The sequence below is a fragment of the Streptomyces sp. MMS24-W38 genome (genome assembly GCF_059889265.1).
In genome coordinates this window covers 6,919,061-6,939,484 of record NZ_JCBCPP010000001.1, presented here as the reverse complement: position 1 = coordinate 6,939,484, position 20,424 = coordinate 6,919,061, and the positions used below count along the sequence as shown (strand labels likewise).

15 protein-coding genes are annotated in these 20,424 nt (G+C 72.3%); 9 read left to right on the top strand and 6 right to left on the bottom strand.

From position 1 onward, the window contains the following. Positions 1-174 precede the first annotated feature (174 nt). A complete protein-coding gene (locus AC6F7H_RS30560) occupies positions 175-1,620 on the top strand; it encodes a glyceraldehyde-3-phosphate dehydrogenase (protein ID WP_500760802.1) in 1,446 nt (481 codons plus the stop codon). A gap of 184 nt (positions 1,621-1,804) precedes the next feature. Beyond that, positions 1,805-2,779, top strand: coding sequence for a hypothetical protein (locus tag AC6F7H_RS30555; RefSeq protein WP_500760799.1), 975 nt, complete (start codon positions 1,805-1,807; stop codon positions 2,777-2,779). 22 nt (positions 2,780-2,801) lie between these two features. Here the strand turns inward: AC6F7H_RS30555 and AC6F7H_RS30550 are convergent, their stop codons facing one another. Further along, positions 2,802-4,457, bottom strand: coding sequence for an FAD-dependent oxidoreductase (locus tag AC6F7H_RS30550; protein ID WP_500760796.1), 1,656 nt, complete (start codon positions 4,455-4,457; stop codon positions 2,802-2,804). 247 nt (positions 4,458-4,704) lie between these two features. On the opposite strand from AC6F7H_RS30550, the gene AC6F7H_RS30545 reads away from it, so the two are divergent. From AC6F7H_RS30545 to AC6F7H_RS30515, 7 genes are all read left to right on the top strand, one after another. Further along, positions 4,705-5,850 carry a SchA/CurD-like domain-containing protein gene (locus tag AC6F7H_RS30545; RefSeq protein ID WP_500760794.1) on the top strand — a complete coding sequence of 382 codons (1,146 nt, stop codon included), beginning with the start codon at positions 4,705-4,707 and terminating at the stop codon, positions 5,848-5,850. A gap of 68 nt (positions 5,851-5,918) precedes the next feature. Then, positions 5,919-6,401: a cupin domain-containing protein gene (locus AC6F7H_RS30540; protein ID WP_500760791.1), complete on the top strand. Its 483-nt coding sequence runs from the start codon at positions 5,919-5,921 to the stop codon at positions 6,399-6,401. Next, positions 6,398-7,666 carry a beta-ketoacyl-[acyl-carrier-protein] synthase family protein gene (locus AC6F7H_RS30535; protein WP_500760788.1) on the top strand — a complete coding sequence of 423 codons (1,269 nt, stop codon included), beginning with the start codon at positions 6,398-6,400 and terminating at the stop codon, positions 7,664-7,666. The genes AC6F7H_RS30540 and AC6F7H_RS30535 overlap by 4 nt, the downstream gene beginning before the upstream one ends. Further along, positions 7,663-8,919 carry a ketosynthase chain-length factor gene (locus AC6F7H_RS30530; protein WP_500760785.1) on the top strand — a complete coding sequence of 419 codons (1,257 nt, stop codon included), beginning with the start codon at positions 7,663-7,665 and terminating at the stop codon, positions 8,917-8,919. The genes AC6F7H_RS30535 and AC6F7H_RS30530 overlap by 4 nt, the downstream gene beginning before the upstream one ends. A gap of 28 nt (positions 8,920-8,947) precedes the next feature. Then, positions 8,948-9,208 (top strand): acyl carrier protein, encoded by a 261-nt coding sequence (locus tag AC6F7H_RS30525; protein WP_109382202.1) that lies wholly within the window; start codon positions 8,948-8,950, stop codon positions 9,206-9,208. 1 nt (position 9,209) lies between these two features. Then, on the top strand, positions 9,210-9,689 hold the full coding sequence (locus AC6F7H_RS30520; RefSeq protein WP_363032667.1) for an SRPBCC family protein: 480 nt from the start codon (positions 9,210-9,212) through the stop codon (positions 9,687-9,689). 28 nt (positions 9,690-9,717) lie between these two features. Further along, the gene (locus AC6F7H_RS30515) at positions 9,718-10,053 is read left to right on the top strand and encodes a TcmI family type II polyketide cyclase (RefSeq protein WP_363032668.1); all 336 of its coding nucleotides are present in this window, start codon (positions 9,718-9,720) and stop codon (positions 10,051-10,053) included. Between the two features lie 180 nt (positions 10,054-10,233). On the opposite strand, the gene AC6F7H_RS30510 is transcribed toward AC6F7H_RS30515, so the two are convergent. The 5 genes from AC6F7H_RS30510 to AC6F7H_RS30490 all read right to left on the bottom strand — a co-directional run bounded on the left by AC6F7H_RS30510 (position 10,234) and on the right by AC6F7H_RS30490 (position 20,420). Further along, positions 10,234-11,772: a VWA domain-containing protein gene (locus tag AC6F7H_RS30510; protein WP_500760780.1), complete on the bottom strand. Its 1,539-nt coding sequence runs from the start codon at positions 11,770-11,772 to the stop codon at positions 10,234-10,236. Next, complete coding sequence (locus tag AC6F7H_RS30505; protein ID WP_500760778.1) at positions 11,769-14,669, bottom strand: hypothetical protein; 2,901 nt, start codon at positions 14,667-14,669, stop codon at positions 11,769-11,771. The genes AC6F7H_RS30510 and AC6F7H_RS30505 overlap by 4 nt, the downstream gene beginning before the upstream one ends. Beyond that, a complete protein-coding gene (locus tag AC6F7H_RS30500; protein WP_500760775.1) occupies positions 14,666-15,832 on the bottom strand; it encodes a hypothetical protein in 1,167 nt (388 codons plus the stop codon). The genes AC6F7H_RS30505 and AC6F7H_RS30500 overlap by 4 nt, the downstream gene beginning before the upstream one ends. A 5-nt stretch (positions 15,833-15,837) precedes the next feature. Beyond that, a complete protein-coding gene (locus AC6F7H_RS30495; RefSeq protein ID WP_500760773.1) occupies positions 15,838-17,871 on the bottom strand; it encodes a hypothetical protein in 2,034 nt (677 codons plus the stop codon). A 476-nt stretch (positions 17,872-18,347) separates the two neighbouring features. Further along, on the bottom strand, positions 18,348-20,420 hold the full coding sequence (locus AC6F7H_RS30490) for a protein kinase domain-containing protein (protein ID WP_500760770.1): 2,073 nt from the start codon (positions 20,418-20,420) through the stop codon (positions 18,348-18,350). Positions 20,421-20,424 lie beyond the last annotated feature (4 nt).

Genomic DNA, 20,424 nt, shown 5'->3' with positions numbered 1-20,424 from the left:
GATCGGTGATCGGAACAAGATCCGCTCCGGGCACGGTCCTGCACGCGTACCCGATCGCGCGGGACGCAACCCTGCCGGAAGGACACCCTCTGAGAGGCCGGAAGGACACCCCCTGAGAGCCCCTCAACCCGCATGGTTATCATATGAGCGCCGCCTAGCTCGAAAGATAATCCTGTGACTGTCAACGAAGACTCGTTCACCAACTGGAAGCACCGCGAGGAAATCGCGGAGTCGATGATCCCGATCATCGGGAAGCTGCACCGCGAGCGGGACGTCACCGTCCTGCTGCACAGCCGCTCCTTGGTGAACAAGTCAGTGGTCTCCATCCTCAAGACCCACCGCTTCGCCCGCCAGATCGCCGGCCAGGAACTCTCGGTCACCGAGACGCTGCCGTTCCTCCAGGCCCTCACCACCCTCGACCTCGGTCCGTCCCAGATCGACCTCGGTCTGCTCGCCGCGACCTACCGGACCGACGACCGGGGACTGTCGGTGGCGGAGTTCACCGCCGAGGCCGTGGCAGGCGCCACCGGCGCCAACAAGATCGACCGCCGCGAGCCGCGCGACGTCGTCCTCTACGGTTTCGGCCGCATCGGCCGTCTCCTCGCCCGCCTGCTCATCGAGAAGTCGGGCTCGGGCAACGGCCTCAGGCTGCGTGCCGTCGTGGTCCGCCGGGGCGGTGAACAGGACATCGTCAAGCGGGCCTCGCTGCTGCGCCGCGACTCGGTGCACGGCCAGTTCCAGGGCACGATCACCGTCGACGAGGCGGCCGGCACCATCGTCGCCAACGGCAACACGATCAAGATGATCTACGCCGACGACCCGACGCAGGTGGACTACACGGCGTACGGCATCAAGAACGCCATCCTCATCGACAACACCGGCAAGTGGCGCGACCGCGAGGGCCTCTCACAGCACCTGCGCCCCGGTATCGACAAGGTCGTGCTGACCGCCCCCGGCAAGGGCGACGTGCCCAACATCGTGCACGGCGTCAACCACGACACCCTCAAGCCGGACGAGCAGATCCTGTCCTGCGCGTCCTGCACCACCAACGCGATCGTCCCGCCGCTGAAGGCGATGGCGGACGAGTACGGCGTGCTGCGCGGCCACGTGGAGACCGTCCACTCGTTCACCAACGACCAGAACCTGCTGGACAACTACCACAAGTCCGAACGCCGTGGCCGCTCCGCGCCGATGAACATGGTGATCACCGAGACCGGTGCCGCCTCCGCCGTCGCCAAGGCGCTGCCCGACCTCGAGGCGACGATCACCGGCAGCTCGATCCGGGTCCCCGTACCGGACGTGTCCATCGCGATCCTCAACCTCCAGTTGGGCCGCGCGACCAACCGCGCCGAGGTCCTCGACCACCTCCGCGACGTGTCGCTCACCTCGCCGCTGAAGCGTCAGATCGACTTCATCAGCGCCCCCGACGCGGTCTCCAGCGACTTCATCGGCTCGCGGCACGCGTCGATCGTCGACGCCGGCGCCCTCAAGGTCGAGGGCGACAACGCGATCCTCTACCTCTGGTACGACAACGAGTTCGGCTACTCCTGCCAGGTCGTCCGGGTCGTCCAGTACGTCTCCGGCGTGGAGTACCCGACCTTCCCGGCCCCGGCTCCCTGACCGACGGACGAACAGACAGGGCGGGGCGGGACCGGCAAGCGGTCCGGCCCCGCCCCGGCGGTGTTCGCCCTGCTCGGACCCCATGTGCCGGCCTGATGGACGCACGGTGTGACCCAAAGGGCCGGATCGGTAACGATCGCCTCGTACCGGTTGCCCGGCCCAATAAAGTTCCTAGTCTGCGGGCATGTCCCTCTTCAGCAGTCGTACCAGTAAACGTCCCCGAATCGTCCCCGCCCTCGACGACGCCGACCTCGCGCGCGTCCTCAAGCAGTTGAACAAGCGCGGTGGGAACGTCAAGCAGGCGGAGGTGACACTCGTCGCCACGCTTCTCGAGGAGACCGGGGACGACTGGGACCGACGCGGCCACCGTGTCTCCGTACTGGCCGACTCGACGGTCGAATCGGGGTCGGAGCTGGCGTCCGCCTGGCTGGCCAAGGAGCCGGAGAACCCCGACGCGCTGGTGTTCCACTCCAGGGTCGGCCTGGTCCGCGGCCTGCGGGACAGGCACCTGGAGGACGCGGGGCGGTTGGTGACCCAGTGCCGTCGGGCCGCGGAGCTGAATCCGGCGGATCCGTTGCCCTGGGTGACCCTGCTCGGCATGGCCCGGATCGAGCGGTACGCGCAGGGCGAGGTCAACGCCATCTGGCGGGAGGCCACCGGACGCGACCGCTGGCACCGCGAGGCGTATCTGCAGATGCTCGCCCATCTGTCGCCGGAGGAAGGCGGTTCGAGTGCGGCCGTCCTCGACTTCATCGATGTGGTGCGCGCCCGTATACCGGCCAACGCGCCGTGCGCCGCGATCGAGGTGACCGCGGCCGTGCGGCAGTACCAGGGACTGGTGGCGCAGGGCGGCGTCCGGGCCATGACGGCAGGTCAGCTGTGGGAGGGCGGACAGATCGCGGCCTCACTGGAGCAAGCCGCCTCCCTCTGGGCGAAGCCGGGATTCTTCCAGCACGCGGCGGCCCAGGCGGATCTGAACGTGCTGGCGTACGCGCTGTGCGCAGCCGGCCGGGCCGCCGACGCGCACCCGGTGTTCCAGGCGCTTCAGGGCACGGTGACCCCGTGGCCGTGGAACGACGACGGGTCGGCGGTCCAGCGGTTCGAACAGCACCAGGCCAAGGCGGAGCGGGGGCGGCAGGGCGGCGTCGGAGGAGCCTGACGCCCCCGCTCCACGCCCCTCGTCAGTCCCGTGGCCGGGCCAGGATGTCCGCGACGGCGTCGTGCAGCGCCGTCGCGGCGTCCGGAACGGCCCCTTCGGAGCGCCACGCCACGAACCCGTCGGGGCGGACCAGAACCGCGCCGTCCTCGGTGACGCCGTGGGCCCGCGCCCAGTCCACATCGGCGTCCGGTGTCAGGTCCGCGGTCGGACCGCTGCCGATCCGGTACGAGTCGAGCGGCACCGGCAGGCGCTTCGCCACCTGCTCCGCGGCGGTGTGCCAGGCGCTGTCCTCGGAGCTGAGCAGCACCAGTGACCGCTCGTAGAGGTCGATGGTGGAGACGCGGGCGCCGGCGCGGTCCAGCCACAGGTGGGGGGCCCGGCTGCCGGGCTCCCCCGCCAGTTGCAGGCCGTCGGGGACGACCGGCGCCGCCGGGTCACTGCCGAGGACCGCGCCCCGCGGATAGCGGTAGCCCAGCGCCACGTTGAGGATTCCGCCCTTCGGGCCCTTGCTGCCGGCGCCCGCCTCGGGCGTGTAGCCGGGGTGACTGTGCTCGACCGAGCGGTTCGAGGCGCGGGCGCTGGTCGCCTCCGCGACCGGACGACGCTCGGCGTCGTAGGAGTCCAGCAGTCCGGGTCCCGCCCAGCCGCCGAGGACGGCGGCCAGTTTCCAGGCCAGGTTGTGCGCGTCCTGGATGCCGGTGTTGGAACCGAACGCCCCGGTGGGCGACATCTCGTGGGCCGAGTCACCGGCGAGGAACACCCGGCCGTCGGCGTAGCGTTCGGCGACCCGTTCGGCGGCGTGCCACGCGGCCCGGCCGGTGATCTTGACGTCGAGGTCGGGGGCTCCGATCGCCCGCCGGATGTGGGCGACGCACCGCTCGTCGGTGAACTCCTCGAAGGTTTCGCCGTGTTCGGGGTGCCAGGGGGCGTGGAACACCCAGTTCTCGGCGTTGTCGACCGGGAGCAGCGCCCCGTCGGCCTCCGGGTCGGTGAGGTAGCAGAGGATGAACCGCCGGTCGCCGACAATGCTCGCGAGGTCGCGGGAGGAGAAGGTGACGCTCACGTTGTGGAACAGGTCGCCCGGTCCGTTATGTCCGATGCCGAGCCGCTCCCGGACAGGGCTGCGCGGGCCGTCCGCGGCGACCAGGTAGTCCGCCCGGATGGTGGTGTGCTCGCCGGTCTCCCGGCTCTTGACCCGCGCCGTCACACCGTCGCCGTCCTGGTCGAACGACATCATCTCGGTCGCGAAGCGCAGGTCGCCGCCGAGTTCGCGGGCGTGTGCGAGGAGCACCGGTTCGAGGTCGTTCTGGCTGCACTGGCACCACCCGCCGGGGCTGAACCGGGCCAGTCCGCCGCCGGGGTCGATCTCCTTGAAGAGCCACTCGCCGTCGCCGTCCACCAGGCTCGGCGTCTGCATGATCCCGTGGTTGTCCGCGAGGACCGACGCGACCTCTCTGATCTGCTGATCGACTCCGGCCACCCGGTACAGCTCCATGGTGCGCACATTGTTCCCGCGCCCGCGTGGATGGATCGACGTGCCCGGGTGACGTTCGACGAGCGTGTGCGGCACCCCCAGACGTCCCAGGAACACGGACATGGACAGGCCCACCAGGGAACCGCCGACGATCAGGACGGGCGTGCGGTGGCCGATCTCGTCGGCCGTTTCCGAACGGTTCATTGAACTGCCTCCAGCGTCGCCCGCGACGGGCGTGGAAAAGGATGCCGGATCCATGCCCGGTACAGGTCGTTCCGCGTCCTGGTGGCACCCGGTTGACGCGGGGTTCACCCACCTGCCCCGTGGCGCTCGCGCACATCACGGGGCCCGTCGACGATCGATGCAGGACGACCCCGGACCTTCGGATGCGGCGGCCGTTCCCGACCTCCAGTGAAGAACCTTCCGTGAAGAATGAGGAGAGGTGCGCCGGATGACCACCACGGGACGCACGACGGACCGCACGACGGGCCGCATACCGCAGTCGGCGTTCGACGGCTCCAGGCTGCGGGTGACCCTGATGCTCGACCTGTACGACGGGGCCCAGGAGCAGTTCCTCGACGCGTACGAGCACATGAGCAGCATGATCGCGTCCGTCCCCGGTCACATCAGTGACCAGCTCTGCCAGTCGATCGAGAACCCCTCGCAGTGGCTCATCACCAGCGAGTGGGAGAGCGCCCCGCCCTTCCTCGCCTGGGTGAACAGCGAGGAGCACATCGAGACCGTCCGCCCGCTGCACAGTTGCGTCCGCGACACCCGGTCGATGCGTTACAGCGTCCTGCGCGAGATGCGGGACGGCCAGCCGCTCACCGGACGGGCCGCCGCGGACCTCCAGACGCAGGCCCGCGTCGGTGAGAGCGTGGCCCGACACGCCCTCACCTTCACCGTCAAGCCGGGCACCGAGTCCAAGGTCGCGGAGCACCTGGCCGGGTACGCTTCCCCCAAGGCCGCGCTGAACGACACCACGCGGTTGCGCCGCACCTCCGTGTTCATGCACGGCAACCGCGTGGTGCGGGCCATGGAGGTGGAGGGCGACCTGGCCACGGCGCTGCGCCACGTGGCCGACCAGCCCGAGACCCGAGCGGCCGAAGAGGCCATCAACCCCTGTCTGGAGCATGCCCGGGATCTCAGCGATCCCGGCTCCATGCGGGTGTTCTTCACCAGGGCCGCGCTCCCCGCCGTGCACCACGTCGACAGGGACGGGCCCCGGCCCGCGGGTCTGCGGCGGCATGCGCTGTACTACCCGGCCGTCGAGGGCCGCGGGGAGGAAATGGCCCGGTTCCTCTCCCACCAGGACGAGGCCGCAGCCGAAGAACCGGACGGCCCGGTGTACTCGAGCACCGTCTTCCAGCGCGACGACGTCGTGGTCCGTCTGATCGACGCCACCGGCGACCTCGACCTCGACCCCCTCGCGGCGCTCGGCATCAAGGGCGCGGGGAAGGCGGCGGAGCTGGAGCGGCTCCTGGACGGCGCCGCGGTCGGCGTCGAGGGCCCGCTGGACTCGGAACGCAACATCAACCGGCTGCTGTCGCACGCCGACATGCTGCCCGTCACCGACCGCAGCACGGCGGATTCCTGACGGCAAACCGTGGGGACGTCAGCGGCCCGCGCGCCCGGACGTCCCCGCCACACCCGGAGGTACCAACCATGTCCAAACAGCATCCACGCATCGTGGACCTGAGCGAGACGGAACCCAACCGACGGCGCGGGGGCGACCTCAGAACCCTGCTCACCCCGGCCACGGTGGGTTCCACCAGCGGCTTCATGGGACTGGCCGTCATCCAGCCCGGCGAGCGCATCGGCGAGCACTACCACCCGTACTCCGAGGAGTTCGTCTACGTCGTCAGCGGCGCCCTCGAAGTCGACCTGGACGGGGAACCGTTCGCGCTCCGGGCCGAGCAGGGGCTGATGATCCCGATCGACATGCGGCACCGGTTCCGCAACGTCTCCGACGCCGAGGCCCGCATGGTGTTCCACCTGGGTCCGCTCGCCCCGCACCCGAGTCTCGGTCACGTCGACACCGAGGAGAACGCCGGTTCCGTGGCCGGTCCCCAGCTGACCGTGGGCGGGCCGGGTGCGTCCGGGCCGGGGCAGGACCGGCCGGCCGATCGCAGTGAGGCCATGAAATGACCCGGCGAGTGGCCGTCACCGGTATCGGTGTGGTCGCTCCCGGCGGCACCGGAGCGACGGCGTTCTGGGATCTGCTGGCAGCCGGCCGCACCGCGACCCGAGGCATCACCCTGTTCGATCCGAGCGGTCTTCGCTCCCGAATAGCTGCCGAGTGCGACTTCGACCCGTTCGCCCACGGCCTCGACCCTGACCTGTGCCAGCACGCCGACCGGTACATCCAGTTCGCCGCGGTGGCCACCGCCGAGGCGGTCCGCGACTCCGGGCTCGACGCCGCCACCGACGACCCCTGGCGCACCGCGGTGTCGCTGGGCAGCGCGGTCGGCGGCACCACCCGGCTGGAGCACGACTACGTGCAGGTCAGCGAGCACGGCAAGCGCTGGGACGTGGACCACCGGCAGGCCGACCCGAAACTGCACATGGCGTTCCAGCCGAGCACCCTCGCCTCGGTCGTCGCCGAGCGGTTCGGCGCGCGGGGCCCCGTGCAGACCGTCTCCACCGGTTGCACCTCCGGCCTCGACGCGGTCGGTTACGGCTTCCACACCATCGCCGAGGGCCGGGCCGACGTCTGCATCGCCGGGGCGTCGGACTCCCCGATCTCGCCGATCACGATGGCCTGCTTCGACGCCATCAAGGCGACCTCGCCGAACAACGACGACCCGGAGCACGCCTCCCGGCCGTTCGACGCCCGCCGCGACGGCTTCGTGATGGGCGAGGGCGCGGCGGTCCTCGTCCTCGAGGAGTACGAGCACGCCCGGGCCCGCGGCGCGGAGATCCACTGCGAGATCAGCGGGTACGCCACGTACGGCAACGCCTACCACATGACCGGTCTGACCACCGAGGGCCTGGAGATGGCGCGGGCCATCGACAGCACGCTCGACCAGGCCCGTCTCGACCCCACACTGATCGACTACGTCAACGCGCACGGCTCCGGCACCCGGCAGAACGACCGGCACGAGACGGCCGCGGTGAAGCGGTCCCTCGGCGCCCACGCCCACGAGACGCCCATGAGCTCCATCAAGTCGATGGTGGGGCACTCGCTCGGCGCGATCGGCGCGATCGAGGTGGTCGCCTGTGTGCTCGCCCTGAAGCACCAGGTCGTACCGCCGACGGCGAACTACGAGACCCCCGACCCCGAGTGCGACCTGGACTACGTGCCGCGCACCGCCCGTCCGCGGAGGCTGAGGAACGTGCTCTCCGTCGGCAGCGGATTCGGCGGTTTCCAGTCCGCGGTGCTGCTGACCGGGCCGGGTGGGAGGACCCGATGAGCACTCAGCGCACTCAGCGCCCCCGCCGCGCGGCCATCACCGGCATCGGTGTGATCGCGCCCAACGGACTGCGGACCGACGCCTACTGGAAGTCCGTCAGCGAAGGCGTCGGCGTGCTGGACCGGATCACCCGCGAGGGCTGCGGACATCTGCCGCTGCGGGTGGCGGGCGAGGTCCGGGCCTTCGACGCGGCGGCCCTCATCGAGGACCGTTTCCTGGTCCAGACCGACCGGTTCAGCCACTTCGCGATGGCGGCGGCCGCCCTCGCCCTCGACGACGCCGGACTCGGCAGCGGAGATCCCGCGGAGCCGTTCTCCATCGGCGTGGTCACCGCGGCCGGTTCCGGCGGCGGCGAGTTCGGACAGCGGGAGCTGCAGAAACTCTGGGGGCAGGGCCCGCGGTTCGTCGGCCCGTACCAGTCCATCGCCTGGTTCTACGCCGCGAGCACCGGCCAGATCTCCATCCGCGGCGGCTTCAAGGGCCCGTGCGGGGTGGTGGCGAGCGACGAGGCCGGCGGGCTCGACTCCCTCGCGCACGCCGCCGGGGCGGTCCGGCGCGGCACCGACACGATGATCGTCGGCGCCGCGGAGGCACCCCTCGCCCCCTATTCGATGGTCTGCCAGCTCGGCTACCCCGAGCTCAGCACCGCCGAGGACCCGGACCTGGCCTACCGTCCGTTCACCTCGGACGCCTGCGGGTTCGTGCCCGCCGAGGGTGGCGCCCTGCTCGTCGTCGAGGACGAGGAACGCGCCCGCGGACGCGGGGCGCCGGTGCGGGCCACCGTGGCCGGCCATGCCGCCACCTTCACCGGTGCCTCCCGCTGGGAGGAGTCCCGGGAGGGGCTGGCCCGCGCGATCCGCGGCGCCCTCGACGAGGCGGGCGCGGCCCCGGAGGAGGTCGACGTGGTGTTCGCCGACGCCATGGGCGTCCCGGAGGCGGACCGCGCCGAGGCGCTGGCGATCGCCGACGCACTCGGCACGCACGGCACACGGGTGCCCGTCACGGCGCCCAAGACCGGTTTCGGCCGGGCCCACTGCGCGGCGCCCGTGCTGGACACGGTGGCCGCGGTGCTCGCCATGGAACACGGTCAGGTGCCTCCCACACCCAACGTGTTCGACATCTGCCACGACCTCGACCTGGTGATGTCGCGTGCTCGGCCCGCCGAGCTGCGCACGGCCCTCGTTCTCAGCAGGGGACTGATGGGCTCCAACGCGGCGCTGGTCGTGCGTCGCGGTGGCGAATCCGCCCGGTAGTGCCGGGCGGGAAAGGAGCAGACAACCCATGATCACCACCGAAGTGACCTTCGATGAACTGGCCGCCCTGATGAAGAAGGCGGCCGGCATCACCGTGGACCCCGCGGAACTCAGGCAGGCGGCGGAGTCCCCCTTCGACTCCTTCGGCCTCGACTCGCTCGGCCTGCTCGGCATCGTCGGCGAGCTGGAGAACCGGTACAGCGGGTCGCTCCCCCCCGACTCGGAGCGCTGCAGGACGCCCCGGGAATTCCTCGACCTCGTCAACAGCACCCTCAAGGCTGGAGCCTGAAGTGACAGGACACACCGAGAACAGCATCACCATCGACGCTCCCTTCGACCTCGTCTGGGAGATGACCAACGACCTCGAGAACTGGCCGCAACTGTTCAGCGAGTACGCCTCCGTCGAAGTGCTCTCCCGCGAGGGGGACACCACGACGTTCCGGCTGACCATGCACCCGGACGACAACGGGAAGGTGTGGAGCTGGGTCTCCGAGCGCACCCCCGACCGCGCCACGCGGAGTGTGCGTGCCCGTCGCGTCGAAACGGGGCCCTTCGCCCACATGGACATCCTGTGGGAGTACGAGGAGCTCCCGGACGGCGTCCGGATGCGCTGGACCCAGGACTTCGCGATGAAGCCCGACGCCCCGGTCGACGACGACTGGATGACGGACAACATCAACCGCAACTCGCGTACGCAGATGGCGCTCATCCGGGACCGGATCGAGCAGGCCGCCCGCGACCACAGGGGCGCGTCCGTCACGTCCGGCTGACCGCCGACCCACCCGGAAAGGACCGTCGATGCACCACGCACTCATCGTCGCCCGTATGGCGCCCGGTTCGGCGCCGCGGATCGCCGACGTGTTCGCCGCCTCCGACCGGGGCGAACTCCCCCACCTGATCGGAGTGAACCGCCGCAGGCTCTTCCAGTTCGGTGACGACCTGTATCTGCACCTCATCGAGTCCGAGCAGGACCCGGCACCCGCCATCGCGAAGGTGGCCGGGCATCCCGAGTTCCGCGGCATCAGTGAGCAGCTGGAGGCGTACGTCAGCCCGTACGACCCCGCGACGTGGCGCAGTCCCAAGGACGCCATGGCTCAGTGCTTCTACCACTGGGAGCGCGACGGCGGCTCCTGAGCGGGCGAACCGAACAGCCCCGAGGCCGCCGATGCCGCGCATGTCGCGGAGCCGACGGCCTCGGGGCTGAGCCGTGTGCGGATCACCCGGATGAGCCGTGGTGCCACGCCACCCGGCGAAGCGGCGTGGGCCACCCGGCGGCAGAACTCGCCCAGGGCTGCCGCCGGGAAAGCGCTCCGCTCAACCGCGCTGCGTGGGCATGGGCACGTAGTGGAACTCGATGCCGCACAACAGCACCGTCTCGCCGGGGGAACAGACGATCTCGCGTTCCGGCCGGTCGGCGGTGCGGCAGCGCAGGAGAATGGGCGGCTGCTCGCGCAGCGGTCCGGGGACGCTCCTGATCCTCACCGATCCGTTGCTCTCCAGCAGCGGTGAGAGGTCCGCGGTGACCTCACGGCGCCCCTGCAGGGGGATCTGCACCTGCTGCCGGGCGTCGACGCCTTCGGCGGACACCGTGCCCCGCACCGGGCGGTACCGGCGCAACAGCAGGACGGTCACCAGGGCGAGGGCCAGCAGGAGGGCCCCCAGCAGGACGGCCCAGCGCACCGGGTCGACGGAGACCTGTGCCGTCCCCCGCACCGCCAGGGATTCTCCGGCGGGGGACGCGGCCAGCCGGGCCGGCCGGTCGACGAACCGCTCGGCGGCCCGCGCCACCGGCGTGCTCACCCGGCCGTCGACGGACAGGTGCCAGGTCTCGGCCCGGGGACCGCTCCCCCACCCCTTGCGATGAGCGGTGACGGAGCTCAGCGCGAGGTCGATGTCGTGGGACTCCCCGGGCTTGAGGTCGACCGAGCGGGGCAGCTCGCCGACCGGCTCGACGCCCTCGGGGAGCCCTTCGATCCGCAGGTCGCCGATGTGCACGGGCAGCGCGTCGGTGGTGGCGGTCAGCCGTACCCGGAGGTCGGATCCGGCCGGCACCGGCCCGTTCTCCGGCCTGTCCGGCCACGAGACGGACACCCCCTTGCCCTGGTCCCCGGCCACGGCGAGGTCGGCCTGCCGCAGGCGGGTGTCGTCCTGAGCCGCCGTCATCGCGGCCCGGGTCCGGGACCCCGACTCGTCCAGCATCCGGTAGCCGGGGAACACCTTGGCCAGGACGTCCTCGACCTCGGCGCCGGGGGCCAGGGCGATTCCGTAGCCGGTCAGGGTGCGGTCGGCGGGCAGTCCCGAGGCCTGCTTGCGCAGGGCGGACCAGCCGCTCGCCGAGAAGTCCCGGTACTTGGTGTCGTCGGGTGCGTGCAGTTGCGCGTCGGACAGCAGCAGTACCCCGCCGACGTCGGTGCCGGCTCTTTGCAGGCCGTCCAGCGCCTGTTCGAAGGCGCGCCCGAAGTTCGACGCGGAGCCGTCGGGGGTGGCGGGCAGTGCCTCGTCGAGTTCCGCGAGCGCCTCGTCGCGGGAGACCATCTCGCAGGTGCGCGCACCGTCGCTGAAGGGGATCAGGCAGACCAGGTCCTCGGGGTGCAGGGACTTCAGGAAGGTGGGAAGCACCGCTCGGACCTTCGCGTACGAGCCGCCGTTCGCCATGGACTGCGAGGTGTCGACGGCGATCGCGTAGCTGGCCCCGCGGGTGCCCACCACCGTGTCCAGGAACTGCTCCAGATCACCGGCGTCCGCGGCCCGCGCGGGGGCGGACGGGCCCAGCACGGGCCCCAGGGCGAGGAAGGCGGTGGCCAGCGCCGCGGCGAGTGCGCGCCGGGCAGGCCGGGTGGGGGTGTCGTTCATCGGTCGCTGCTCCCTCTGTTCCACTTCTTGTGCTTGCGCGGCGTTCTCGGTGCCAGGTTGAAGACGGACATCAGCCGTATCCGCCGCAGCTCACGCACCCGGGAGCGGCGGGCCCTGAGCTCCCGCTTCGCCTCCCGGAACACCGGCCCGGCCAGCCATCCGCCGCCGCTGTGGCCGGAGGCGTGGCCGGCCATGATCAGGCTCCTGATCTCGTGCAGGATGTCCGCGGTGAGGTCGACGCTGCACTGGTGATCGGTGAGCAGCGTGCGTTCCAGGTGGCCGAAGAGCGCGTCGCGTTCCTTTTCCAGGGCCCTCTCCCACCAGCGGCCGGTCAGTTCGAGTGCCCGGCGGCCCGCGCCGGAGCCCAGGTCGAGGGTGAAGGGCGCCCACGCCACCGCGATGTCCCGGGGGGAGCGGAGTTGCTGGACGGCCCCGGCGAGGACGTCCAGTGGGTCGGGTGCGTCGCCGGTCCGGTTGCCGGTGCCGATGACGGGCGGGCGCCCGCGGCCTTCGCGGGGTGCGGCCGCCGCCCCACCGGCACCGGTCCCGGTGGCGGCCTCGGTCCCGGTGTGCTGTTCCCGGGCGGCCCGGTGCACGGCCTGGTTCTCCTGTGCCTGGCGGGCGGCCCGCAGTCGGGCGTTGTGGGCGGCTTCCTGATCGGCGAGGCGTCGGGCCTGGACTGCCCGGTCCGTCTCCAGGGCGGCCTGCCGTCGCCGCCATGCCTCGTTCCGGGCGTCGACGCGGCGGCGCAGTTTCTCCGCGGCCGCCTCGTCCGGCACCCGCAGCAGGGCCGTCAGCACGGTGGACTCGCCTTCCTTGCCCCAGGGTTCGCCGAGTACCGGCGTGGCGAGCTCCCTCACGAGCAGTGCCAGGAAGGGCGCCAGTTCCTCGCCCCGGAGGATGCCGTGCAGGCTCTGTGCGTAGGCGTGGCACGCCGACTCCCGCCACGGGGGTCCGGCGGCCGGGGCACCCAGCAGGCAGTTCAGGACGTCGGCCCGCGCCCGGCAGTGCTGCCACACCTCCGTGTCGGTGGCGAGCAGGGTCCGCAAGGTGCCGCGCGCGTCCGGCCGGCCCGGGCCCGCGGGGTCGCCCGGGCGCGCCGGGGTCTGGACCGGGGGTTTCCGAGATCCGCCCCGGCCCCGGAAGGAAAGCCTGGAGGTGGCTCCGTCGTCGCCCGTCGGTCCGCTCTCCCCTCGTCCGGCGGCGACGGAACAGAGTTGCGGCCACAGCCAGCGGACGGCCTCGGCCGTCCAGTCGGGCTGCCCCGAACGGACGGTGGCGGTGAGCACGTGGAGGGCGTCCTCGGCAGTGGGACGCGGTTCGACGAGGGCCGCCTCCTTCCGTTCGCCCACCGCCAGCACCGCCCAGGCCCGCAGCCAGGCGGGGGCCTCGTGCGCGATGGGCTCGAGCAGGGCCAGCCAGCCCGCGAGCCGCATGGGGTCGGCCGATTCCCGCACGAGCACCGCGAGGGTGAGCCGGCGCGTGTCCCGGAGCACGCGCACGGCGTCGGCCCGGCCGTCGGCCGCCCTGCCCGGGCCCAGCAGGCACAGGCAGTCGGCCGCGTACCGCAGGCGCTGGGCGTCGGCCGGTTCCCCGCTGCCGGGCAACAGCCACAGCACCTCGGCCTCCTTGCGGCGCAGTTCGACCAGCCGCCAGAGCTCGTCCAGCCTGGCGCGGCACGAGGTGCTGTCCGCGGCGGCGGAGACACCGCTCAGCACCACGTTCAGCAGGGCCTCCGCCATCAGCGCGGAGACCCGCGGTCCCGTCTTCTCGTGCACCCAGTGACGGCTCAGCGCGTCGTGCACCTCCCGGCCCCCGGGTTCGACGGCGTAGTCGATCCCGCACCTGACGAGCCGTAGGAAGCCCTCGGAGTCCGTTTCCTCGCCGTCCGTCAGGCTGTTCAGCCCTCTGGTCACCAGCTGCACGGACTGCTCCCCGGTCTCCACGGCGTGCACCGCGGCGCGGAAGGGGTCGAGCCGGTCGAGGACGCCCAGGACGGCCCCCGGTTCGGCCGGTGCGACGGAGGCGTCGAACTCGCGCAGGCCGACGGTGACCGCGTCGAGTCCCAGGCCCTCGACCAGGCGGGAGAGCCGTCGCCGGTACTCCTCCGGGGCGCCGGCCGGAACCTGCGGGAGGGTGCCCAGTTCGACGCAGCGGGCGGACGGCGTGTGCGCCGGTCCGAAGGCCAGGTGGGTGTGCGGCTCGTCACCGCCGTCGACGCAGCTGCCCACGGCCAGCCCGCTGCGCACCCCGTACGGCAGGAAGCCGACGATCGCGTCGAACACGGCCAGCCGGGCCCGCGCGCCGAGGGAGCCGCCGCCGGTGATGACGACGGGACCGCCCTGCAGCAGGAGCGCGGCCGCGGCCGCGGCCCAGTCCACGGCCGCGGCCCGCCGCCGATCGCTGTCGCCGGCGGTGCCGGGCACATGGTCGGCGATGGTCTCCAGGCCCTCCAGCAGGCCGTTGTCGGCCGGGGCGGGCACCTCCAACGGGATGGTCTCGTCGTGCTCCGGCGGCAGACGCAGGGAGGCCACGGCGTCCCACAGAGTGACGTACTCCGCCCGTCGGCGCACCAGTTCGGCGGATTCGAGCAGCACGTAGCGCGTCGGCGTGATGTCCCGGTTCGCGCCGTCGCGCAGGGTGGAGGACTCCATCACGGAGACGCCCGTCCACTGCTGGTCGGTGAAGGACAGGCCCACCACGGAGACCCAGGGCAGCCGGTCGCGCGTGGCCGCCGCGGAGGGCGGGTTACCGAGACTGGCGTCGGTGATGTAGTCGGAGAACGTGGCGCGGCGCCGTGCTCCCCCGGTGCAGCGCAGCACGTCGTACTCGTCCAGCGAACCGGCCTGTTTGCTGTACCAGGCCCACCATGCCTTCACGGTGAACGCGTCGTTCACGGACGGCCCCCGTTCCGCATGCCGAGCAGCAGGGCCACCAGCGGGTCCATGACGTTGTACGGGCGGAGCGGGCCCACGATGCGGTACCCCCCGTCGACGACGTTGACGTTCCCGAAGCGGCGCAGGTCGATGGATCCGCCGGGCATGGTGCCGAACCCGATCGCCGAGGTGGTGAAGAAGTGGAGGCGCGCGGGATGGAAGTGGGCGCGCAGGGTCTGCCCCACCAGTCGCATGGTGCTGCCGTGCAGGTCGTCGGCGAGCCAGTCGAAGAAACCGGCGGGGTCGGACACCACGGGCACGCCGTTCGGTCCGAGGTCGGTCCAGCCTCCGCGCCGGGCCCGGTCGAAGACCTCCGGGTCGTCGAACTTGGTGAGACACACGGCGAGATGGTGCGGAAGATAGGGTCCGTCCAGCCGGTTCTCCTGCATGCAGAGTCGGGTGATCCGGGTCAGGGTGCCGTTGAGGTAGGCGAACGAGTCGCTGTCCTGCGCCTCGCGCAGCGGGTCGAAGAGATAGACGAGCCCCTGTGCCCTGGCCAGGTGATCTATGCTCCGGGCGGCGATGCCGTCGCTCCTGAGATCCTCGTAGGCGCCGCCGGGCACGTCGAGCACGCTCAGCTCGAACTCCAGCCGGTTCGCGGGCCGCCTGCGCCACAGGCGGCGCCTGCCGAAGGCGGTGCCGCTCAGGTCGCCGCGAAAGCGCCAGGCGTACGGACGCACGGCCTGGGTGGCCGGGGGGAAGACCTTGTCGATCGCCAGCTTCCGCGCCGTCTCCACCAGAAACCTCTCCGACACGTCGTCGGACGGCACCACCTGCCAGCGGCCGAACGGCCCGGCCGGGTCGAGCGCGGCGAGCCGGAGGGCGCCCAGGAACGTGGTCTTGCCCGAGGCCGGGGAGCCCCAGACGCCGATCCGGGTCGACACCTCCCTGGTCTGCGGGGCGGGGGCGAACTCGACGGGTGCGGCATGGGCCGGCTCGTTCTCGGCCTCCTCGATCTCCCCGTGCTGATCGGGTTTCTCCGCCCGCTCGTCCTGCTCGACCGGCGCGGCACGGATCTCGGATCGCCAGAGGTGTTCCATCGGCGCCGACCCGGCTTCCCGGAAGCGGCCCGCCGACGACAGGGACGGTGGGAACCGGGTCTCGTCCGGATCTTTTTCAGTCATCGTGCTCACTGTCCTTCTGGCTGAGTGGTACCGCCGGCGAACCGAGTCGCGCGCCATGGCGGTGGGCGGGTCCGCGGACCGCCGGTCCGGTGGCCGGGTCGGTCAGCAGCCCGAGGGCCTCGGCGGGGTGGCCCAGGGCACCGTTGACGCACGAGGCGACGTCGTCGGGTGTGTGTCCCGAGGGTGAACAGGTGGTCGCGGCCGAGGGCGCGCCAGATCTGCCGGAGCCGCTCACGGGTCCTGGGCCGCCAGCTTCCGAAGGTGTCCACGCCCACCGTGTCGCGTACACCGATGACGGTCAGGTCGGGGCAGGTCACCGTACGCAGCCGGTCCAGGGCTTTCTCGTAGTCGTGCTGGTCGGGGCAGGGCAGGCTGAGGTCGGCCTGCTGACGGGCGGGGTGGGGCGGCCTGCGGGCCAGCACGAGCAGCAGGTGCCGGGCCCCGTCGCGCCAGTGCCGCCAGTGGGCGGCTTCGTGCAGGGCGTCCTCGAGCGGCGCACCGTAGTCGTGGCGTACGGGCCGTACGGGGAAGTGGCGGACCGCCTCGACCGCTGCCTCGGCGGAGCCGGGACCCCAGAGGCTGAGGACGGACTCCCCGCCGCGTTCAGCGCGCACGGGAAGGACCTTGTGGTCCTCGTATCCGACGAGTCCGACCCGCAGGCCCTTCGGACCGCCCGTCCCCGCTGCGGCTCTCGCGTCGTGGCGGCCGGGTTCAAAGTCCGGGGGGAAGGCGTTCCCGAGTTGCCGGAGCACCGACCGCAGGAAGCGGACGCGGCGCTCGAACTCGTCCTCGGTACCGCCGAGTTCGAGCAGCAGCAGCACATCGGCCGCGGCGGCTGCGGGCCCCGCCGCCCCGGCGGAGTGCGACGGCGTCCGTCCGTTGCGGTCCTCGGTGAACAGCTCCGGTTCTGTGAAACGGAGTTGCCCGTTGCTGTCGAGGGCCACCGTGACGGTGGTCCGGCCTCCCGGCCGCACCCTCGTGCGTGCGGCGCGCAGCACCGGCCAGTCCTCCGCCCGGACTCCTTCCCTGGCCGCCACCAACGGCAGGGCGAAGACGCCCTGCCCCCTCCGGCCGACGCGGACACCGGTACCGGTGTCCGTACCGATGCGCGGATCCACTTCCGTGTCCGTACCCGTAGCCGCATCCGTGGCCGTGGCCGTGTCCGCCAACAGCTCGACGGAGGCGAACAGTTCGCCTTCCCGGGGCAGGGTCGTACCGCCCGGGAAGAGGATGCGGGCCTCGGCTGTCGTCCGCCGGTCCGGCGGGCCGCCGCGGGCGGCGCGGGTGAGCAGGGCGTAGCCGTGCCGCAGCGGAACCCGACGGCAGACGCTCGCCACGATGTCGTCCAGGGTGCGCGTGTCGGAGGCGTCCAGCAGCATCCGGGCCGCCGCCGGCGCCCTGGTCGTCAGCGCCTGTGCCGCGTAGCCCGGCCAGCGCCAGCCGTGGGCCTGGCCGACGAGGATCAGCGGCACCGCGCGGCCCTGGGCACGCGCGGCGTGCAGGGGGGCCAGCGTCGTCGCCAGCGCACGGTGGACGGCGGGCTCCCACGCCTCGTCGGTGGCCCGCGGCACCTCGTGGGTCCCGTAGGGAGGCGCGGCGCCGATGCCGCCGGCCAGCAGGAAGGCGCGTTCCGTCGTCGACGCGGGCAGCCAGGGCGCGGCGTCCGGCCACCGTACGTCACCGCCCGGGGGGTCGTGCGTCCATCCGGTGCCCTGCGGGCAGCGGCCCAGCACCCGCAGGGCCAGCCCGGAGGCGGAGATCCCGAGGACACAGACCGCGTCGTACTCGCCGGCCGCGAGCGCGGTGAGCACGGACAGGGCGCCGGTGGGGCTGCCCGGGTCGGCGTCCTTCCGCTCACCCGGGCCGAAGGGGTCGAGGGAGCCGAGCGGGCGGGGGGAGCGCGGACTGCCTCCGGGCGCCGTTGCGGGGGCGCGGCGGATCAGGGGGCGCAGGCGGGTGTCGACGGTGCCGCCGGGCGGCACACCGCGGGCCCGGCCACTCGCCGTCAGGTGCCGGGTCGCGAGGACGGCCGCGGCCATGTCCCAGGACCAGCAGGCGGCGATCTCCGCGTCCCGTGCCGTCGGCCCGACGGCCGCCGCCGTCCGCTCCCAGCCACAGGCCGTACATCGCCGCCCGGCGTCGCCCGACCAGCAGACGGGGCAGTGGCCGGGTTGCGCGGCGTCGTCGTGCCCGAGGTCCGGGGGCCGTGGCCGGATGTGCTCGGGTCCGTCGCGGCGGACGCTCGTCACGCGCGGCGTCCACGGGCCGGGGCGGGGTCACCGCTCATGGCTGCCGGCCCGGTCTCCGGCCACCTGTCGCTGTTCACGGTTCCCCCCTCGGACCGCAGCCCCCGCCACCGCCCCGGACCACAGAACCCCCGGTCATGGGCTGTGAGCTGAGAACGCGTCAGCGATCGTAGTGGGACTCTCACTCCTCTGTCAGAGGAAAAGGCGAAATCTCTCATTCTCGTTCCTGATATGCATGTACATCACATGGTGTACGGGTATGAAGGAGTTCAGTTCACGGCCGGACACCTGCCGCCGGCCAGGGACAGCCTGCGCACCGCGCCGTCGAGGCCGACCGCGATCAGACCGTCCTCGACCGGGCGCAGCCCTGAAACGTAGGGCAGTTCCCAGCGCCCCAGCGGACGGCCGTCGTGGGCTCCGAGCAGCCGGATCCCGCCCTGGTCGGCGACGCACACGGCCGAACCGTCCACGAGGACGTCCAGGGCACACGGGGCCGCCCCGCCGAGCACCGACGTCGTCCACAGCGGGCGGCCGCCCCCGGCGTCCAGAGCGGTCACCGCCCCTTCCGTGGTCACGACCACGACAGCCCCGCCGCATCCGACGGCGGCCAGGTGCACGGTGCCGCCGACCGGCGCGGCCCACACGTGCTCTCCCGTCACCCGGTGGAGCGCGTACACCCTCCCGTCCGCCCCCGGTACGACGACGACCTCGTCGAGCACCGTCACGCCGGCCGGTCCGGCGGCACGCAGGTGCACACTCCACAGCCGGCTCCCGTCGTCCATCCGGCGGCACACCACCTGGCCACGGTCGGTGCAGTAGACCGCCCTGCCGACGGCCACCACCGGCCGTCCCGTCACCGCTCCGGCGTTCTCGACGGCCCAACCGCGTTCCCCGGAACGGAGGTCGAGGGCGTGCACGCGGGTCCCCTCGGCCACGAAGAGCCGGTCCGGGTCGTCACCGAGGGCCCCGGACCAGCCGACAGCGTGGACCGCCGCTGTGTACCGGTGCCGTGCGTGCGCGGGGCCGGCCGCGGCCAGCCGGACATGGTGCACCGCTCCGTCGGCGGCGCCCAGGACCACCGCGTCCCGTGCCGGAACCAGTCCTCCTCGCACCGGTGCGCCGAGGTCCAGGCGCCACAGGGGCCGCCCGCTCCGGTACTCGACGCCGTAGAGCACCCCGCCGGCCGTGGCGATCAGCACCATGTCCCCCATCAGCCAGGGAGGAACGCGCAACCAGTCGTGGCAGTGCCACGCCCATCGCTCACCGGCGGCGGGTGCGGGTAACGGGACGGTGGCGGGTACCGTCGCGGGCGCGGGCACTGTCGGGGCGAGGCCGTGGTCCGCCCTGCTCCCGGGGCGCGACCGTACCCGCTCCCTCGTCCCGTCCGGCGCCCGCCCGCTCTCCTGTTCCCCCGCCTCCTCCCGTGTCAGGCGGTCGGCGCACGGCCCGATGAGGGAGCGCAGCGCGTCCAGGTGACGCCTGAACACACTCAGCGCCGCGGGCGGGTAGGGGATGCGGTCCACGTCCGTCGCGCGGGCCAGCGCGGCACGCACGTCGTCCATCGTCGGACGCTCGGTGTCGGTGAACCGGAGGCACGCGGTGACGATCTCACGCAGCGGGCCGTCCTCCAGGCCGGTGATGTCCGGTGGCTCCGTCAGGGCCCGCAGCCGGATGTCGAACTGGTTGTGCCCGTTGTAGGGGGGATGTCCCGTGGCGGCGAACAGCAGGGTCGCGGCGAAGGCGAAGACGTCGGCGGGCCCCTGCGCGCGGCCGAGGCCGCTCGCCTGCTCGGGGGCGGCGTACTGGAAGCTGCCCATGGCGTCCGCGGTGACGGTCACGCCGGGTTTGGCGGCGAGCCGTACGAGGCTGAAGTCGATGATCCAGGGACGGGTCGCGGTGACGAGCACATTGCTCGGTTTCAGGTCCCGGTGGTAAAGCCGGGAGCCGTGCAGGTCGGCCAGGGTGCCCGCCAGACGGCGGCCGAGTACGAGCACCGTGTCCTCGGGCAGCGGGCCGGAGCCGTCGACCAGCTGTTGCAGTGAGGGGCCCGGGATGTACCGCGTGGCCAGCCAGGGGCGGCGGGCGTCCGGATCGGCCCCCAGGAGTTCGGGGATGCCCTCTCCCCCGGCCCGGTCGACGGCCTCGATCTCACTGTGGAAGCGGGGTCTGAGCCGCTCGGACTCGGCGATGTCGGTGCGGATGAGTTTGACCGCGGCGAACCGCTCCCGCCCTCCCGGTTCCTCCCGGCCCAGGAACACCTCGCCGAATCCGCCCGCGCCGATCCGGGACAGCAGCCGGAACCTGCCCAGCTGCCTGGGGTCCTCACGCCTCAGTGTCTCCATCGAG

What these genes read in the sequence shown, in the direction of transcription:
- AC6F7H_RS30500 (WP_500760775.1), bottom strand. Translation starts at nt 15,832, where the DNA reads ATGACTGAAAAAGATCCGGACGAGACCCGGTTCCCACCGTCCCTGTCG.
- AC6F7H_RS30540 (WP_500760791.1), top strand. Translation starts at nt 5,919, where the DNA reads ATGTCCAAACAGCATCCACGCATCGTGGACCTGAGCGAGACGGAACCC.
- AC6F7H_RS30555 (WP_500760799.1), top strand. Translation starts at nt 1,805, where the DNA reads ATGTCCCTCTTCAGCAGTCGTACCAGTAAACGTCCCCGAATCGTCCCC.
- AC6F7H_RS30525 (WP_109382202.1), top strand. Translation starts at nt 8,948, where the DNA reads ATGATCACCACCGAAGTGACCTTCGATGAACTGGCCGCCCTGATGAAG.
- AC6F7H_RS30510 (WP_500760780.1), bottom strand. Translation starts at nt 11,772, where the DNA reads ATGAACGACACCCCCACCCGGCCTGCCCGGCGCGCACTCGCCGCGGCG.
- AC6F7H_RS30535 (WP_500760788.1), top strand. Translation starts at nt 6,398, where the DNA reads ATGACCCGGCGAGTGGCCGTCACCGGTATCGGTGTGGTCGCTCCCGGC.
- AC6F7H_RS30490 (WP_500760770.1), bottom strand. Translation starts at nt 20,420, where the DNA reads ATGGAGACACTGAGGCGTGAGGACCCCAGGCAGCTGGGCAGGTTCCGG.
- AC6F7H_RS30550 (WP_500760796.1), bottom strand. Translation starts at nt 4,457, where the DNA reads ATGAACCGTTCGGAAACGGCCGACGAGATCGGCCACCGCACGCCCGTC.
- AC6F7H_RS30530 (WP_500760785.1), top strand. Translation starts at nt 7,663, where the DNA reads ATGAGCACTCAGCGCACTCAGCGCCCCCGCCGCGCGGCCATCACCGGC.
- AC6F7H_RS30515 (WP_363032668.1), top strand. Translation starts at nt 9,718, where the DNA reads ATGCACCACGCACTCATCGTCGCCCGTATGGCGCCCGGTTCGGCGCCG.
- AC6F7H_RS30545 (WP_500760794.1), top strand. Translation starts at nt 4,705, where the DNA reads ATGACCACCACGGGACGCACGACGGACCGCACGACGGGCCGCATACCG.
- AC6F7H_RS30495 (WP_500760773.1), bottom strand. Translation starts at nt 17,871, where the DNA reads ATGGCCGCGGCCGTCCTCGCGACCCGGCACCTGACGGCGAGTGGCCGG.